Origin of the sequence: Botryobacter ruber, assembly GCF_003347595.2 — a bacterium.
Classification (GTDB): Bacteria; Bacteroidota; Bacteroidia; order Cytophagales; family Hymenobacteraceae; genus Pontibacter; species Pontibacter ruber_A.
Genome location: NZ_QCZK02000061.1, coordinates 129000 through 145494 on the forward strand (window position 1 = coordinate 129000; position 16495 = coordinate 145494).

At 49.8% G+C, this 16495-nt stretch carries 12 protein-coding genes; 4 read left to right on the plus strand and 8 right to left on the minus strand.

Translation table 11 applies throughout. The features are described from left to right. Nucleotides 1–156 precede the first annotated feature (156 nt). On the minus strand, nucleotides 157–1995 hold the full coding sequence (locus DCW36_RS21970; protein WP_114780685.1) for a vWA domain-containing protein: 1839 nt from the start codon (nucleotides 1993–1995) through the stop codon (nucleotides 157–159). A 222-nt stretch (nucleotides 1996–2217) separates the two neighbouring features. Here DCW36_RS21970 and DCW36_RS21975 point away from each other — a divergent pair, with 222 nt between their 5' ends. The 4 genes from DCW36_RS21975 to DCW36_RS21990 all read left to right on the plus strand — a co-directional run bounded on the left by DCW36_RS21975 (nucleotide 2218) and on the right by DCW36_RS21990 (nucleotide 6702). Next, a complete protein-coding gene (locus tag DCW36_RS21975) occupies nucleotides 2218–2802 on the plus strand; it encodes an RNA polymerase sigma factor (protein ID WP_114780686.1) in 585 nt (194 codons plus the stop codon). Beyond that, nucleotides 2789–4126 (plus strand): energy transducer TonB, encoded by a 1338-nt coding sequence (locus DCW36_RS21980; RefSeq protein ID WP_114780687.1) that lies wholly within the window; start codon nucleotides 2789–2791, stop codon nucleotides 4124–4126. Before DCW36_RS21975 ends, DCW36_RS21980 begins: the two co-directional genes overlap by 14 nt. A gap of 1104 nt (nucleotides 4127–5230) precedes the next feature. Beyond that, nucleotides 5231–6469: a U32 family peptidase gene (locus tag DCW36_RS21985; RefSeq protein ID WP_114780688.1), complete on the plus strand. Its 1239-nt coding sequence runs from the start codon at nucleotides 5231–5233 to the stop codon at nucleotides 6467–6469. After that, the gene (locus DCW36_RS21990) at nucleotides 6469–6702 is read left to right on the plus strand and encodes a ferredoxin (RefSeq protein ID WP_114780689.1); all 234 of its coding nucleotides are present in this window, start codon (nucleotides 6469–6471) and stop codon (nucleotides 6700–6702) included. The genes DCW36_RS21985 and DCW36_RS21990 overlap by 1 nt, the downstream gene beginning before the upstream one ends. 1092 nt (nucleotides 6703–7794) lie before the next feature. On the opposite strand, the gene DCW36_RS21995 is transcribed toward DCW36_RS21990, so the two are convergent. The 7 genes from DCW36_RS21995 to DCW36_RS22025 form a co-directional block, all read right to left on the minus strand. After that, the gene (locus DCW36_RS21995) at nucleotides 7795–8976 is read right to left on the minus strand and encodes a glycoside hydrolase family 88/105 protein (protein WP_114780691.1); all 1182 of its coding nucleotides are present in this window, start codon (nucleotides 8974–8976) and stop codon (nucleotides 7795–7797) included. A 78-nt stretch (nucleotides 8977–9054) separates the two neighbouring features. Further along, nucleotides 9055–12051 (minus strand): glycoside hydrolase family 2 protein, encoded by a 2997-nt coding sequence (locus DCW36_RS22000; RefSeq protein WP_114780759.1) that lies wholly within the window; start codon nucleotides 12049–12051, stop codon nucleotides 9055–9057. Between the two features lie 414 nt (nucleotides 12052–12465). Further along, nucleotides 12466–13935, minus strand: coding sequence for a sialate O-acetylesterase (locus tag DCW36_RS22005; protein ID WP_205702981.1), 1470 nt, complete (start codon nucleotides 13933–13935; stop codon nucleotides 12466–12468). 138 nt (nucleotides 13936–14073) lie between these two features. After that, complete coding sequence (locus DCW36_RS22010; protein WP_114780693.1) at nucleotides 14074–14634, minus strand: hypothetical protein; 561 nt, start codon at nucleotides 14632–14634, stop codon at nucleotides 14074–14076. A 229-nt stretch (nucleotides 14635–14863) separates the two neighbouring features. Beyond that, nucleotides 14864–15325, minus strand: a complete 462-nt coding sequence (locus DCW36_RS22015) for a UPF0158 family protein (RefSeq protein WP_114780694.1) — start codon at nucleotides 15323–15325, stop codon at nucleotides 14864–14866. Between the two features lie 39 nt (nucleotides 15326–15364). Beyond that, the gene (locus DCW36_RS22020; protein ID WP_125185270.1) at nucleotides 15365–15835 is read right to left on the minus strand and encodes a hypothetical protein; all 471 of its coding nucleotides are present in this window, start codon (nucleotides 15833–15835) and stop codon (nucleotides 15365–15367) included. A gap of 127 nt (nucleotides 15836–15962) precedes the next feature. Further along, on the minus strand, nucleotides 15963–16220 hold the full coding sequence (locus DCW36_RS22025; protein ID WP_114780696.1) for a hypothetical protein: 258 nt from the start codon (nucleotides 16218–16220) through the stop codon (nucleotides 15963–15965). Nucleotides 16221–16495: the final 275 nt, after the last annotated feature.

Consider the following 16495-nt stretch of genomic DNA (forward strand, 5'->3'; position numbering starts at 1 on the left):
AGGATTGAATTTAAAGCAGAGCAAATCAGGTTAATGATTTTGCTCTGCTTTAGAATGAAAACATTTAAACAAAAGTAACAATACTCCGAATTCTGAAAATCTTAAAATTCTGTAAATCCTGATTCAGACAAAACAATATAAAGTCTCGGCTTCACCCTACTTCCCACTACTCAACAAACTCATCGACTTCACCATATTAATAAACTCAATACGGTAGCCTTCCTTATCTTTACCACGGGCACCTTCGGCCAGTTCCAGCACGGACGCGTAGGTAGCGTTCCCTTTGTGCTCCGAATCGCGGAGGAGCATGCCGAAGGAGGCGACGGCGGCGGCAAAGTTGAAATTTTCTGAAGGTCTTCTATCAATAAGGGCATGATGCCGCACTACTGTTTGCAACAGGCTGCTTTTGTCTCCGTCGGGTTGCTTGTAACGCAGCTTCAGCGTGACGATTTCATCCGTTTTAGCAGCGGCTGTGGTGGCAGGTGCAGTCTGGTATTTTAGGTCGTCAACGGGGTCTGTTTTGGTCGTGCTGTTGGATTTGGCTAATACCAACTCGTAGAGGGCAGTTACGGTGTGGCCGGAGCCGAGGTCGCCGGCGTCTTTTTTGTCGTTGTTAAAGTCTTCGCTCCGTAAAGCGCGGTTTTCGTAGCCAATCAGGCGGTAGGCTTTTACGTTAGCGGGGTTGAACTCCAGTTGCAGCTTCACGTCTTTGGCGGTGGTGAAGAGGGTGCCACCGAACTCGTTTACAAACACCTTCTTCGCCTCCAGCAGGTTATCGACATACGCGTAATTGCCGTTGCCTTTGTCGGCGAGCTTTTCCATTTTGGAATCTTTGTAGTTGCCCATCCCGAAACCCAGCACCGTCAGGAACACACCCGACTCCCGCTTCTCCTCTATCAGCCGCTCCATTTCGGCATCGCTCGACACACCCACGTTAAAATCGCCGTCAGTCGCCAGGATTACCCGGTTGTTGCCTTCTTTTATAAAGTGCTGCTGCGCTATTTTGTAGGCCAGTTTAATCCCCTCGCCTCCGGCAGTGGAACCACCAGCCTCCAGGTTTTCAATCGCTTCCATGATTTTAGCTTTTTCACTACCCGAGGTAGGAGGCAGCACCTGTCCGGCAGCTCCGGCGTATACCACCAGCGCTACCTTGTCCTGCGGCCGCAGCTGCTCTACCAGCAGTTTGAAACCGGCTTTTACAAGCGGCAGCTTCTCCGGCGTGTCCATCGACCCCGACACATCCAGCAGGAAAACCAGGTTGGAAGCAGGCAGGTTTTCCATCGGAATATTTTTCCCCTGCAGGCCAATGTGCAACAGCTGGTTTCCCTTGTTCCAGGGGCAGGGTGCCAATTCGGTCGTCACCGAAAAAGGGTCTTTCCCTTCGGGCTGCGGATATTCGTAGGTGAAGTAGTTCACCAGCTCCTCAATCCGGACCGCATCTTTCGGCGGTCGCTGCCCCATGTTCAGAAAACGGCGGACGTTGCTGTAGGAGGCATTATCCACGTCAATCGAGAACGTAGAGAGCGGGTTCTTCTTTACATCCAGGAAGGAATTCTCATGAATGGCGTCGTAGGCTTCGGTGTTGAAATTCCTGTCATGCAGCACCTCTATGTCAGCGACTTCGACATCGCGAATAACAACAGGTGGCGCAAATTTAACGGCAGGCGCTGGCATAACCATACTGTAAGATTGGGCCTCTTCTTTTAGCAGCTGTGGCTTTTTATGTTTTGTTTCCATACCCACTACCACTACTTCCTCCAGTGCACGCGCATCCGTTTCCAGCTTCACGTTTACCTCTGTGCGGGTCCCGATGTTAACTTCCTTCGTTTTGTAACCGATGAATGAAAAAACCAGCACCTTCCGGTTTTCGGGCACCGACAGCTTGTACTTTCCCTGCTTATCGGTAACAGTACCCGTTTGGGTGCCTTTTACCTGCACACTTACGCCCGGCAGGGGCTTCCCGTCGGCAGTCGAGGTTACCTTACCGGTTACCACGTTGGCTTGTGCCTGAAAATCAAAAAGTAAGTACTCAGCAGGAAAGCACCTACCATAAAGGCGAAGATGTAAACTTGTCTGGTCATGGCTTTAGGTTTTGTTTACAGGTAAGATGCAGAGCCTGAAAAAAATCCATAAAAGAGAGTGCTTTTTATTTTTGATTTTTATTTCTTTAGGATACAATTCTCACCCTGTAAAAAGACTGCACCGGCACCTAACCAGATGTTTATTAAGCTTTTCTCTAAATCGAGGCCGCCCGACGACCTGGAACTGGTGCAGAAGTACCGGCAGACGGGTGACATGCGTATTATCGGGGATTTGTTTGAGCGCCACACCGAAATGGTGTACCTGGTGTGCCTGAAGTACCTGAAAGACGACGAAGACAGCAAAGACGCCACCATGCAGGTGTTCGAAAGCCTGCTCACGCTCCTCAAGAAACACCAGGTAAGCAATTTCAAAAGCTGGCTGCACGCCACCACGCGCAACCACTGCCTCATGCTGCTGCGCTCCCGCAAGTCGAAGAACGGGCAGGAGGAAGAACACCGGGCTTCGCTCGTGGAATCGGCATCGTTTGTGCATCTAATAGAAGAAGACCAGCAAGAGGCCACTTTACAGCTCCTGGAACGGGGGCTGACCGAGCTGCCGCCGGAACAGAAAAATTGCCTGGAGCTGTTTTACCTGCAGCAGAAGAGTTATAAAGAAATTGCCGAAATAACCGGATGGGAGCTAAACAAGGTAAAACGCTACATCCAGAACGGCAGAAGAAACTTAAAAATTTACCTCGAAAGCCATCATGAGAAGCGATAACAGCCAACTCCTCTGGAAAGACGAGGAACACCCACCCCTGGAGGTACTGCGCGAGTACCAGGAAGAGTCGTTGCCTAAACCCGAAAGCCGGGCGGTGGAGCGGCACCTGATTTCCTGCGAACTCTGCACCGACCTGGTGCAGGGCATGAAGCTGTCGGACCGCAAGGCCACCCGGAAAGCCGTGCACGACCTGAACGCGCAGCTCCGCATCCTGGGCCCGAAAAAACGACAGCGCCGCCTCCCCCTCATCCCCCTGCTCGACTGGCGTGCAGCGGCAACCATCCTGGTGCTGCTCTGCTCGGTAGGGCTGGTGGTGTATTTTATTTACGGGGAGATACAGCGCGAACGGTTAGCGGCAGCCCGGAAAGCCGAACTGGCTGCACAGGCAGAACTGCTGGCCATCTCTGCCACAACCGACACCTTATTTATTACGGTTCCGGGGCCGACGGGAAGCACTGCAGCTGCCACCACAGCCACTGCACCTGCAGTGGCTTACCAGAAGCCTGTAACGCGCAAACCATCTGCGGCATCAGCATCAAAAACAGAAGCAAGAGCAGAAGCGTCAGCTAATGCAGCATACTCAGAAGCAGCAGCAGGTATGGTAGCAGGGGTAGCCGTGCAGGACAAAACGGAAGTGAAGCATCCGGATACAGCTTTAAGTAAGAAACCAGGAGAACTGACCGCCTCTGCTCCGGCTGTTGTAAGAAGTAAAACAGAAAGTGTGGGTAACGTTGTGGTAGAAGCCGGAAAGCAGCTGAAGGGCCAGGTGGTATCGGAGCAGGGCGAAGGGATACCGGGGGTGTCGGTTGTGGTGAAGGGCACCAGCAAAGGCACCAGCACCGATAGGAGCGGAAATTTTACGCTTCCGGCCCCGACCGACAACACCACCCTCTCCTTTAACTACATCGGCTACCAGCAGGAGGAAGTGAAGGTGGATCCGAAAACCAACACGGTTAAAATAGAACTCACCCCGGATAACAAAGCCCTGAATGAGGTGGTTGTCATTGGCTACGGCACTACGATGCCAGAAGCCGCCGCTGCCCCTGTTACCGGCATGAAAGCCTATAACCAGTATATCGAAAAAAACCGCAGAACTCCGGCAGCAGCTACATCCGAAAAAATAAGCGGCCGGGTAGTCGTTGGTTTCACGGTTACGGCAAAGGGCACCTTAGAAAACATCCGCATCCTGAAAAGCCTGCATCCTGCCGCAGACGCGGAAGCTTTACGATTGGTAAAAGAAGGGCCACCCTGGAAACCGGCTGTTAAAAACGGGAAAACTGTGCCGCAGGAGGTGAAGATGAGGATCCGGTTCAAGCCCGAGTAAGTGGTTTTGGGATGTGCGGTGGCAGTGGTGGGTGGTGCAATAAACGATTTCTGCCGCTGGTGCGAGTTTGCAACTCGTACCTTTTTGTTGTTGGGCACAATCCATTTATCAACAGGATGATTCCGGTGTTCCAGTTTCCATGTGGTTTGAAAGTACGAGCTAAAAGCTCGCACTAGCGAAAAAACCTTCCCCACAAAAGCTCATCCGGCAAGTAATACCAAATAGTATTTACGCAGTTCCACAAATCATTCCCCGTTGTCATCCCCGAAGGGGATCTTGTGGGCGAACTGCACATTGATTAGCTAAAAGGATCTTCCTTTTAAACCTTCTTATAGCTGGCCTAAGTGCAGCTTGCTCACGAGATCCCTTCCTAATGACAAAAGGAGTGTTTTTTATAGAATAGGTTATTTACTATTTGGTATAAGCTTGTCTTAATATCTTTACAGCTGTAAAAAGTAAAAGCCTCTTACCGGTCTGGTAAGAGGCTTTGTTGCTGTAGGGGGAGGAGTCGAACCTCCACGGAGTAGTTAGGCAAATATCTTTGTACTGGTAAGCTCAAAAAAGCTGCTTTATCCCGGAATCTCCACCCCCGAGAGAGGAGGGCTTGTCTGCCAGTTTCAACACCCTACATTGTGTTGATGATGTTACAAAGGTATACACACCCTCATTTATTTGCAAATTTTTTAAACATTAATTTTTAAATTTATTTTATTTTCAATAAAATCAACATTTCAATATCAAATTCACAAGCAACACTTTAAAACAAAGACTTTTATTGCGAGAAATTCAATGGTGCAACAAAGTAAATCTTTTAAGCCTGTATAGCGCCACCGTTAGAGTTCAACCAGCAGGATTGCAAGAGCAGAGGAAATGGTGGCCGGAGCAGGAAATGTGCTAAACTTTACGAGAGTACGAGGGCTTCGCCGGGGCGTCCATCAGTTGCTGCTGTTTATCCGGGCCATAGCAAAACGCCGGTACAAAAACAATGACAAAATCCCTGTAGCAGGAGGATTTCTGTCCTTTTTCTCCTACAGCCCCGCTCCTACCTTTCGGGTTTGAAACGGCCTGTCCGCAACAGGTATGGCCGGTACATACAGCTTACACATGCGTACTTCTCAAACTGAACTTCTGGCCCCCGTGGGCTCTTACGAATCGTTAACGGCAGCCCTGAAAGCCGGCTGCGACGCTGTCTACTTTGGTGTGGAGCAGCTGAACATGCGGGCGCGCTCGTCAGTTAATTTCACCACCGACGACCTGCAGGAAATAACCCGGCTTTGCCGCCAGGCCAATGTAAAAGCCTATCTTACCCTCAACACCATCCTCTACGACCACGACATCCGCCTGATGAAAACCATCGTGAACCAGGCCAAAGCCAGTGGCGTTTCGGCGGTAATTGCCTCCGACCATGCCGTTATGGCCCACTGCCGCAGCATTGGCATGCCGCTGCACATATCCACACAGGTGAATGTTACGAACATCGAAACGGTGGAATTTTATGCCGCCTTTGCCGATGTGATGGTGCTCTCGCGGGAGCTGAGCCTGCGGCAGGTAAAGGAAATAACCCGCGAAATTGAACGACGTCAAATCAAAGGGCCATCGGGGCAGCTGGTGCGGATTGAGATGTTTGCACATGGCGCACTGTGCATGGCCGTTTCGGGCAAATGCTACCTGAGCCTGCACTCGCACAACGCCTCGGCTAACCGGGGCGCCTGCATCCAGAACTGCCGCAAAAGCTACATCGTGACCGACAAGGAAGAAGGCACGGAACTCGAAATCGACAACGAGTACATCATGAGCGCCAAAGACCTCTGCACCATCGGCTTCCTGGATAAATTAGTGGATGCCGGCGTGCAGCTTCTCAAAATTGAAGGCCGTGGCCGCGCTGCCGATTACGTAGACACGGTGGTGCGTTGCTACCGCGAAGCCCTCATTGCCCTGCAGGAAAACAGCTATACTCCCGAAAAAATTGAGGACTGGACAAACCGGCTTTCCAAGGTGTACAACCGCGGATTCTGGGACGGCTATTACCTGGGCCGGAAAATGGGTGAATGGAACGATTCCTATGGCTCCAAAGCCACCGAAAAGAAAATCCTGATTGGAAGGGGCATCCGCTACTTCAGCAAGCTGCAGGTTGGGGAGTTCAGCCTGGAATCGCACACACTGAAAAAAGGAGACCAGGTGCTCATTACCGGCCCGAACACCGGCGTTATCCGGACAACCGTGGAGGAAATGCGGCTAGACGATGTGGCCGTGGATAACGTAGCCAGGGGCGATGTGTTTTCCATGAAAGTGCCGGAGAAGGTAAAGCCCAACGACAAACTGTATAAAGTAGTGAATGCCTGATGGTCCGGATACTGTTTCAGCGCGGCAGGTGCATCGGGTGCAACGGGTGTGTGGAGGCGGCGCCCCTGCGGTGGCAGGTCTCCAAAAAGGACGGCCGCTGCACCCTCATCGACGGCAAAGAAAAGAAAGGCATTTACCAGGCAGTCGTTCACCCGGACGAGTACCAGGAAAACCTGCAGGCTGCCGCCAACTGCCCCATGCGCATCATCCAGGTAACACTCCTGAAAAAATAATCCTTCCTGGTTTCAGCACCGGCAGCCCCTGGTTCAGCGACAGTTCCGGGGCAAAAACTTTAAGGTGCAGAGGCAAAGGAGGCAGGTGCAGAAGAATTTTTGCATTCAGATTGCTGTTATTTTTGCCATTCCCCCTACTTTATTTCCCTCTAAAGTTAGCTGCTAGCACCCGTCCTCCCACCCCGGGCACAGCAGCACTTCATACATGAAAAAAATCCGAATAAATATTAAAATGCAAACAACTTTTTTCACAAAAAATAGTAACTATCAATATTAGTTTATAACTTAACACACACCCTAAAACTTAAAGCTGTATAGCAACATTGTTGCAATACTGTACCCACTGTTAATTACACGTATGCATTACGCCTGCCTGCGCTCATTATGTTCGCCAGGTAGTATAGTGTGTGCACCTGCTATATAAAATAGCTTTTAGCGTTACCTTTCAAGGCATCGCCTGATTCTACCAACGGTTGCTGCTTTAGTTTAACCGGTAGATTATGTGGTTGCGGATGCGGCAGGCAATGGGGAGGTGGGCCGGTACCAGGAAATCACAGGTAGCTTCGTTTCACAGAATTTATTTCTTTGTTCATTATATATTTTTTTCATCATGGAAATTCTGTTTACAAGAAGCACTAAGCCACACCAGCTTGATCTTAAACTGTTATCGGAAAATGATGCAGCCTCCGCTAGTCAGGCGCTTTCCCAACAAATTCAGGCTGATACTTTCGTTCAGGTTCTTCCCTACCATCCCCCGCTACAGAGTGGTTATAAGCCGGGTGCCAGAAAAAAATACCAGTCGCTTCCGATCAATACTTCGTTTTGAAGGAAGGGCTACCATTTTAAGTACTGCCTGCTTTAAGGGCTGTTAGTTCCCTGCCCGGTAAGGCACCGTATTTTTTTGAATTTCAGAATCAAACATTTTCCATGACTCTCCCTGACTGGTCTGTTAGCCACCCTTCTTACCAGTAAACACCCTCCGGTTTATCAATAGTTAACCGGGAAAATTCTAGCACTAAGTCTTTGTTGACTTAACAATAAAAAAGCTCTGACTGTGTTACCAGTCAGAGCTTTTTTATTTCTTTGTTTGTATTAAGACTGCTTCTCTTTCATCCTGATTATCTCGGAACCGGCCAGCAGGAAGCAACCAAGGCCGTAGTCTTCGAAGTCGGGCTTGCTGGTGTAGGTTACAGGCTGCCCGTCTTTTGGTTCTTTACCGGTGCCCTGCAGGTACCCCAGGAATCCATCCGGGTGCACTGCCTCTGTCGCCATGGCATTCCAGGCTTTGGCAATGATAGGTTTGTAGACTTTCGCATCAAGTAGGCCATTGTTTACACCCCAGGCCATACCGTAGGTAAACAGGGCTGTTCCGGATGTCTCCTTACCACCGTAATGCTCCGGATCTTCGAGGCTGGCATTCCAGAAACCGTCTTCGCGCTGCAGCGGCACGAGTGCTTTCATCATCTCCAGGTAAGTTTTCTTGTACTCTTCGCGGTACGGGTGACCTTCGGGCATTAACTGCATCACGCGCACCAGGGCGCCCACTACCCAACCGTTCCCTCTCGACCAGTAAATATCTTTTCCGGCAGGCGTGGTTACCGGAGGCACAAAGTCTTTGTCGCGCCACCAGAGGCCGTCTTTTTCATTGTACAGGCCGCCACCAATTTCGTTTTTGGTAGCCAGGTACATTTCGTGCATTTTTTTGTAGTAGCTATCGGCGCTGTCGGGGTAAATCTCGGCCAGCTGGGCATAGAGTGGCATGGCCATCATCAGGGCATCAATCCAGTCCCAGTCGTCTACTTTGGTGCTGTTTACCATGTTGTCCATGGCCGCTTTAATCATGCGGATTTTTTCCGGCCTGGGGTCCATTTTATACAGGTCGATGTAGGTCTGGCCTGCGGTCTGGTAGTCGGCGTGGCGTATTTTTTCGCCGCCCGTCAGGCTCCAGTTGTGCTTCTGCCCCCACTCTTCGGCATAATCGATATACCTTTTCTGCGGGTCTACTTTGTAGAACTCCATCAGCCCGATGTAGTAGATGCCGCGTGTCCAGATGTTGCTGGGGCGTGTTTTGTTCGTTACAATTTCCTTGCCCGGGTCAGGCCACTTCTGCATGAAGTAATTGTTGGCCAGGCGCAGTGTTTGCAGTATCTGCTCCTTTTCAGGCAGACTGGCTTCGGCGGATTTGGCAGACTTCTGAGAGGCACAGGCTGCGCCGAACAAGGCAAGCAGGGTTAATAGAGAAACTCTGAAAAGAGAAATCGGTTTTGTTGTCATGTTTATTTGTTGTACTCCTGAATATAAAGTTAGCTATTTTTGTTCTTTGTCAGAAATTATTGGCCGAAGCAGGATTAGTTACCGCTTCATTGCCTCCGATTGGTTTTCTGCTTTCTCGTAGACTTCTATTTCGGTAATGCCCAGCGTTCCTTTGGCTGTTGTGCTTTCTCCTGCCGGTTCTTTCACGCCGGTTATCTCCACAAAGCCAAAAGCATCGCCGTCGATGTTGGCACCTGTCAGTCTGATAGATAGTTTCCTGCCGGTTTTCGGCGCAAACTTAGCCGTAAAGTAGCCCAGGCTGCGCTCGGTGTTGCCGCGGAATACTTCTTTGCCGTCGAGCTCTATCACAATCGGATAGCTGCGGTTGCGCCAGTTGTTCATTTTCATGGTCACTTCGCTCACTGTGGCCGGGCGCTCCAGTTCGTACACAATCCAGCCTGTTGACAGCATACCGTCGTTGGACCAGTTTGATAATTCGTTTTCGTCGAATGATTTTGCTGCATCATCCTGATTGGCGCCGGCGGTTGCTTTTACAATGGCTACCGGGGTACGCGTTACTTCATACGACTGCCCCGGCGGCGTTGGTCCCCGCTCCAGGTACGACGGCAGGTTTTCGCCGGGAAGGAGCGTTGCCAGTCCGTTTTCTACTTTCACAGGTTTGGTTTTTATTTCTGCTGTAGCTGCCTCCAAACCCGCTGCTGTTGCTTTGATGTTGATTTTACCGGCTTTGGTCGTGGAGCGCACCAGCACACGGTTCACACCGCCTTCTACCGGCAAACTTTTGGCCAGGATGTAGTTGTCTGGTCCCTGGGCGATGCCGCCACGCCACTCAGCCGGTCCGTCTAGCGTGAAGTTCACCATGTTCAGGGCTGTCGGGCAGCGGTTGCCTTTGGCATCTACTACCTCCACCTCTACCAGCGCCAGGTCGTGGCCGTCTGCTTTCATGCCTTGCGGGTGCTGCATCACGGTCAGGCGCAGTGCCTCCGGTTTGCCGGCGGTTACTTTTTCGGCTTCGCTTACTTTCTCGCCTGCTGCATTATAGCTTACCGCTTTGAGCGTGCCGGGCTTAAAGCTGATGTTCTTGAAGGTGAAAAGGAAGCGGTGGCTCTGCTCGCCTTTGCCTTTGGATTCGCCGTTAATGAAAAGCTCCACGGCCTGGCCGTTCGATACCACAAAAATATCTTTCGTAACAGTGGGCTCATAATTCCAGTGCCCGATGATGTGCGTGCGTGGCTTTTCCGGTTCTACCCAGCCGTCCCACATTACCTGGTGTGCAAAGAAACCATCTTTGGGAATGCGCATCGGGTCGACTTCGCCGCTGCGGCGGTAGTTCTCTTCGCCGCGGTAGTGGGTGTTGGTATCGGAGAAGACGATGTTTACGCCGCCGGAGCTCACGCGCTTGCCTGTTCCCGGACGCTCTTTCCAGTAGTCGAACCAGCGGATAACGTTTTCTTTGGCGTGCGAATCCTGGTTGCGGTTATAGGCGCGGGCATCCTGACCTTTGTAGAGCGGGCCGTCGCCATCCTTGTGGTACGGAGGCGTGAACTCATCCCAGTACTTGCGCAGGCCTTCGTCGCGGGAGTACTCGGTGGCCCACATCGGGATGTTGCTGCTTTTGTTGATGTAAAGCATCTCGCCGCCGTACTCGGCCACTTTGCTGTCGAGCATCTCGCGGGAGCCGGCCGCGCGGCCGCCATAGGGGTCGTACTTGTCGCGGATGGCTTTCATTTCAGCCATATGTTCTTCGCTGATAGACTCGTTGCCCGATTCGTAGAACACAATGCTGGGATTGTTCTTGTTGTAGATGATGGCATCGCGCATGAGCTGGGTGCGTTGGGTCCAGCGGGTGTCGTTTACGTCTTTTTCCGCATCGCCGGCAGGCATGGCCTGCAGCAGGCCCACCCGGTCACAGCTCTCCACGTCCTGCTTCCAGGGCGTGATGTGCATCCAGCGCACCAGGTTGCCGTTGCTCTTCACCATCAGGCCGTTGCTGTAGTCGCTCAGCCAGGCCGGCACCGACATGCCCACGCCCGGCCACTCGTTGCTTGTGCGCTGGGCGTAGCCGTGTATCATGAGTACGCGGTCGTTGAGGTAAACCATGCCGTTTTTAAACTCAGTTTTGCGGAAGCCGGTAGTTGTTTTCACTTCGTCTACGGGCTTGCCGTCTACTTTCAGGGTAGTATACACGTTGTAGAGGTAGCCGTAGCCCCAGCTCCAGAAGTTGAGGTCATTGACACGGGCGCTGGCTTTTACCGTTTTGGTTTCGCCGGGGGCAATGGTCGTTTTCTCTCCTGCAAAGGTCTTTACCTTTTTGCCCTTCATGTCTTCCACTACCACTTCGTATTGCAGTGTTTTGGCGGTGTTGTGCTCGTTCTTTACTTCTGAGGCAGCGGTAATGGTGGCTGCTTTACCGGGAATATCAAACTCCTGCGCATACACATATACGCCGGTGGTGCCCAGGTTGGAGTAGAGCGGCAGGGTCTGGTAGAGCTTATCGGTGAGGTGCAGGTACACGTTCTTGGGAATGCCACCGTAGTTGGCGTTGAAGTTCTGGTCGCTCCACTGGTACTTGGTGTTGGTGGCTTTTTCGCGGTAGCCCCAGTCGCTGTCGGTGCGCACGGCTACCACGTTAACGGCAGGAGCAGGTTTTACAAGAGCTGTAACATCAAAGCCCACGGCCATAGCGCCGTTTTCGTGCCGACCAATGTGCTGGCCGTTCACGTAAAACTCGCCTCCCTGGCGCACGCCTTCAAACTCGAGGAACACTTTTTTGCCTTCCGACCCTTTGGGCAGCTTGAATTCTTTGCGGTACCAGGCCACACCGGTGGTCAGGTGGTGGATATCTTTCTTGAAGGCTTCGTCTTCGTTCCAGGCCCAGGGCAAGGTGACTTTCTTCCAGGTGGCGTCGTTGAAGTTTGGCGCTTCGGCACCCGACGGGTCGCCTACTACTACTTTCCAGTCGGGGTTAAAATTATACGTAGCCCGACCTGCCGGCTTTGGACCCGCAACTGCCGATAAAGTACAAATTAATAATAAACCAACCAGCAGCTGTAACCTACCAAGGATATCCGTCATGTGCACCATTACTATTTTTGAATTGAATGAAATAACTACCACCGCATCAGCTGAACGAATAGTTGTTCCTGCAATAAACCAAACAACCGAGTAAGATTCCTTCTCTCCTGTTATGGCAATTGCACTACAGTTTCGCAGCTTTTCTTCTTCCCTAAAATTACTGCCTCTGGCGCTATTTTCTATCCTGCTATGTCCTGTAGAAACTGTGCAGGCTGCAGCAGAGGGAATGGTGGGTGGAGCAGTGAGGTTGTCAGAATCAGGATTTACAGAATTTCAGGATTACCAGGATTTAATATGTACTAAATCCCAAATTCATCTTCGCGGCGATACAGCCTAGCACGCACCTTGTGCTATTACAAAAAAATACGCCACTAAAATTCTCGTAATTGTAAAATCCTGATACTGACATTATTTCTAATACTTGCCTTCGGTTTCGCCTTTCCATATGTCGGTGCGGAAGGGGGATGCGGGCAGGCCGGCTTTGTTGTATAAATTGACACGGGGTACATGGCTCCAGCCATAGCGCACTGCTACCGGCTTTTTGACCTGGTCGCTCCAGACAATCACCTCGTTTCCTTCGATCCTGGCCTGGGCCGGTACGAACTGCTGGTCTGGGCCGGCAATGGTGAAGCCTTTCAGATCGCCTCCTTTTGCCTCCAGGCCGCTTTCGGCAAAATCGAAGCTGATTCTGATTTTATCTTTCTGCACCTTCATGGACTTGTACAGCGGGCCGGAAGGCACCAGTTCCTTCTTTCCATAGTGCCTGGCCAGCGCCCACCGGGCCAGCCGCTCCCCTACCACCTGCTTGTTACGCGGGTGAATATCGAGCGAGTCGCCTGCGTCAGTCGTTACCACCATGCCGGTATTGGGCACCGTACGGTAGGTCATCAGCTGTGCTTCTCTGATCTCCGGATGCTGGCTGCGGTGCGGGGCTATCTGCACGAAGTAAAAAGGCAATTGCTTCACCTTCCAGTCTTTGCGCCAGCTCTCTATCATAGCCGGGAACAGCCTGCGGTACTGGTAAGCCCGGTCGGCATTCGACTCGCCCTGGTACCAGAGCACCCCTTTGATAGTATAGGGCACAAGCGGCGCAATCATGGCATTGTACAGCCGCGAGGGCGCCTGATTGTTCCTGGGACTGGAAGCACTTTCGGGGTTAGCGGCCAGCTTTTCCTGGAAACGGTTCAGGATGGGCTGGTAGATGGGGTCTGCGGCCAGTACTTCTTTTTTAGTCCAGGCCTCGGCAGGCGTGCCGCCCCACGACGAATGAATGATACCAACCGGCACCTTCTTCTCTTTCTGGATTTCCCGCGCAAAGAAATAGGCTACGGCCGAAAAGCCGCCTACGGTTTCGGGAGAGGCGGAAACCCATTCGCCGTTTACATCTTTCTGTGGTTCGGCGGCCGATTTCTGCTCTACGGTAAACATCCGGATGGTCGGGTAATTGGCCTGCGCTACTTCCTGCTCATAATTCTCGACGCCGGTGTGCCAGCTTTGTCCTTTTGCCACGTTAAAGTTCATGTTCGACTGGCCGGAGGCCAGCCACACCTCCCCCAGCAGCACATCTTCCAGTTCGATGGTGTTGTTGCCTTTCACCTGTATTTTGTAAGGACCGCCAGCCGTGGCGGTCCGCACGGTTGCCAGCCACTTGCCTTCTGCATCTGCCACCACTTTTACAGGCCTCTTGTCCCAGTCCACGGTTATTTTTATTTTTTCGCCGGGGTCTGCCCACCCCCATAATTTGGCATCGGCTTTTTGCTGCAGCACCATGTTGTTGGCGAACAGCGAAGGCATGGATACATCGGCCCAGCTGAGGTGGCACAGGAGGAGTAACAGCAGGCTGAGTGCTGCCTGCATCATTTTAGGTAATAATCCGGATTTCATTCGTGTTCTTTACTAAACGATTAAAAAATGCCTGAATCAGGGAATATACAATAAAGTGGCCTCAATGCCAGCTTTTCCAGTTTACAAACTTGCACAGCTCGTAAAGCAAACCAAAAAACACAGCATATTCTATAGCTATTATGAATTTTGAATATACTTTAAACAATTGTAAACTACTCTTTTTAAAGTTATCTGATATACTTCCTCCATTTTATTTGGGGTAGCATCCATGGATTGTATAAAAAACTCACCACTGGAATCACATCCTGTTATGGGCTCTCCTGATTCAATATCGACAAACCTTATTTGTACCTGTGCAAAGCCTTTTTCCATTTCGCTGCTCCATGTGGCGGAGAATTCTTTATAGCTTTCCAGGATAGTAACGACTGCCCTGACAGGAGTCCCTGAAGCTAAAGCATTATCCTGTATTACTTTTTCGATAACCGCTTTGTGAGGCGGAGTCAAAAAAGGCCTGTGCCTGATCAGCTGGTCTGGCCTGGACACGATGGGCAGTTTCATCTCTTCTGTAGAACTTTCTACTCTCTCATCAAGTATTTCGATGCTTTGAACATGATAAGCAAGATTTAAGGGGGGCAAAACTTCTTCTTTTGCCCGGGACAAGTATGTTTTGGAAGCGCAACCTGTCAGAAAGGCTATAACTAGTAGAACCAGTGAAAAATTAAAGATTTTAGGATTCATTAAAGGATTTTTAGTTGAAGAAATACAATTGGCTGGAAATTAAATGAATTTTCCTGAAACGAATAGCTGCAGATCAAAAGATTCTGTGTTTTTTATTTTCATATCCCTTCCGAGCGGAGAAACCAACTACCTGCTAAATAAAAGGCTAATATGAAACTTCGCCGTCCTGCATTCCTGTTAAAGGAAAAGCTTCTGCTCATTAATAAAATAGGTTAGCCCTGCAAATACTTCAACTCTCCTCCTCCTCCTCCTCCTGCCGCTCCTGCTCCAGCATCCATTCGATTTGCTCCTGTACCCTTTCCCTGAATTTGCTGTGTCTGAAGGCAAACCAATCGTCGCGGTAATCGCCGGCGTTATCTACAACGTGCCTGAATTCCCGGAACGGCTTTCTTTTCTCTAAAGCTGCCAGAAGCCTGTTTTTCAGGCCTTTGTTTTTCAGGCTATGGGCAAAGTCCTCCATTATCTGGTACGATGCCCCAGACCCGGGCTTTTCGAGTTCCAGGAAATTGTCGCCTTCGGCCTCCACCCGGTCATACTCTTTATCCAGATCGCCTTCGTCATCGTAATAGCCAGGGTCTCTGTTGTCGGGCAGGGAGACCAATTCACCGGTTTTCGTGTTCCAGAAACACCTGAAGCCGCACTCCAGGTTTTCGGCAATCTCGTTTAGTTGTTTGGGGGTTGGTGTTATCATGGTTTATGTGCTTTTGTGTGGCTTTTCTTTCTTTTACTCTTATTCAAGTTCTGCTTGCTCCATCTTTGCTTTCTGTACCTGCTGAAATAAGATGCTCAATAAAAATAAAACAGGTATAGCGAACCAACCAGTAAAGACAAATTCTAATCCATTCTGCCCGTCCGGCCCATAGCAAAGCGTCTTCCCGTTTGTTAAGAAAGACGCAATACTTGCCTGAAGAAATGTATACTCAATTGTATTAAACAGCATTAACCATTTATTCAGCGTCTCATTACTTAATGAAGTTCTTTGGATAAATCGAAAGAATAGCCATGGTGCAAGTATACATCCAGCACTTGTAAATCTAAACAGGACATTCCATGCATCAGAGCATTCAAACCCAAACAGTACTATGAGTGAATTTAAACCTTGGATTCCGATTGCCGTGAATCCAGGTATAAACAATCCTGCGAGAGAGAACCAGCCTGTTGTTTCTACAAAACCTACTTCGGTTTTTCTTGATTTACTCATTATTGGCTGCTCACAACTATTTAGTCGGCACTTGTTAAGTCATACTTTTAATAACTTATAATTGCATTCAACGGGGTGGTATATGCGACTTGCGAGGCTTTAGTCGAAGCATGAAGTATATATTTGGTTATAGTTCGTATATTTTATTATTACACTTATCCCAATAAAATATTTTGTCTCTTTCATAATCAAACCCTTTAAGAAGGCAAGTATCAGTAAAATCGATAGTATCTAATCTAAACTTTTTTACTAAAATGCCTCCCATAACCTTTTTGCGGGCATCAAATACTTCTAAATTACCGAGTGGAATATAGCTTTTCTCAATGTCAGAATAATATTTGCTTTCTACGTTTAGCACACTCCTCTTGGGCTTACTGGCTATCATGTCATATGGGTTTGCTTGCCAGTTAGCGGAATAGAAAAACAGAATAGTGGGTAAATTGATCAGGGTTGCAAATAGAATAAATCTTTTGTTGTTTGTTAATAACCAACAAATAGTGGACACTGAGATTAAAAATAAAATAAATGCTACTGAAAAAATTAAAGGGGTAGAAAATGAGTAATTTGAGAATAATGTAAAGCTGAATGGTAATAGGAAAATAACCGATAAAAGCAGGATTTGCCAGACTTTAAAGTTATACAGCCATTTTCTCAAAAGGA

Bases quoted from the DNA above. Each gene is read 5' to 3' on its own strand.
- DCW36_RS21975 (WP_114780686.1), top strand. From the start codon at position 2,218: ATGTTTATTAAGCTTTTCTCTAAATCGAGGCCGCCCGACGACCTGGAA.
- DCW36_RS21980 (WP_114780687.1), top strand. From the start codon at position 2,789: ATGAGAAGCGATAACAGCCAACTCCTCTGGAAAGACGAGGAACACCCA.
- DCW36_RS21985 (WP_114780688.1), top strand. From the start codon at position 5,231: ATGCGTACTTCTCAAACTGAACTTCTGGCCCCCGTGGGCTCTTACGAA.
- DCW36_RS21990 (WP_114780689.1), top strand. From the start codon at position 6,469: ATGGTCCGGATACTGTTTCAGCGCGGCAGGTGCATCGGGTGCAACGGG.
- DCW36_RS21995 (WP_114780691.1), bottom strand. From the start codon at position 8,976: ATGACAACAAAACCGATTTCTCTTTTCAGAGTTTCTCTATTAACCCTG.
- DCW36_RS22000 (WP_114780759.1), bottom strand. From the start codon at position 12,051: ATGACGGATATCCTTGGTAGGTTACAGCTGCTGGTTGGTTTATTATTA.
- DCW36_RS22005 (WP_205702981.1), bottom strand. From the start codon at position 13,935: ATGAAATCCGGATTATTACCTAAAATGATGCAGGCAGCACTCAGCCTG.
- DCW36_RS22010 (WP_114780693.1), bottom strand. From the start codon at position 14,634: ATGAATCCTAAAATCTTTAATTTTTCACTGGTTCTACTAGTTATAGCC.
- DCW36_RS22015 (WP_114780694.1), bottom strand. From the start codon at position 15,325: ATGATAACACCAACCCCCAAACAACTAAACGAGATTGCCGAAAACCTG.
- DCW36_RS22020 (WP_125185270.1), bottom strand. From the start codon at position 15,835: ATGAGTAAATCAAGAAAAACCGAAGTAGGTTTTGTAGAAACAACAGGC.
- DCW36_RS22025 (WP_114780696.1), bottom strand. From the start codon at position 16,220: ATGATAGCCAGTAAGCCCAAGAGGAGTGTGCTAAACGTAGAAAGCAAA.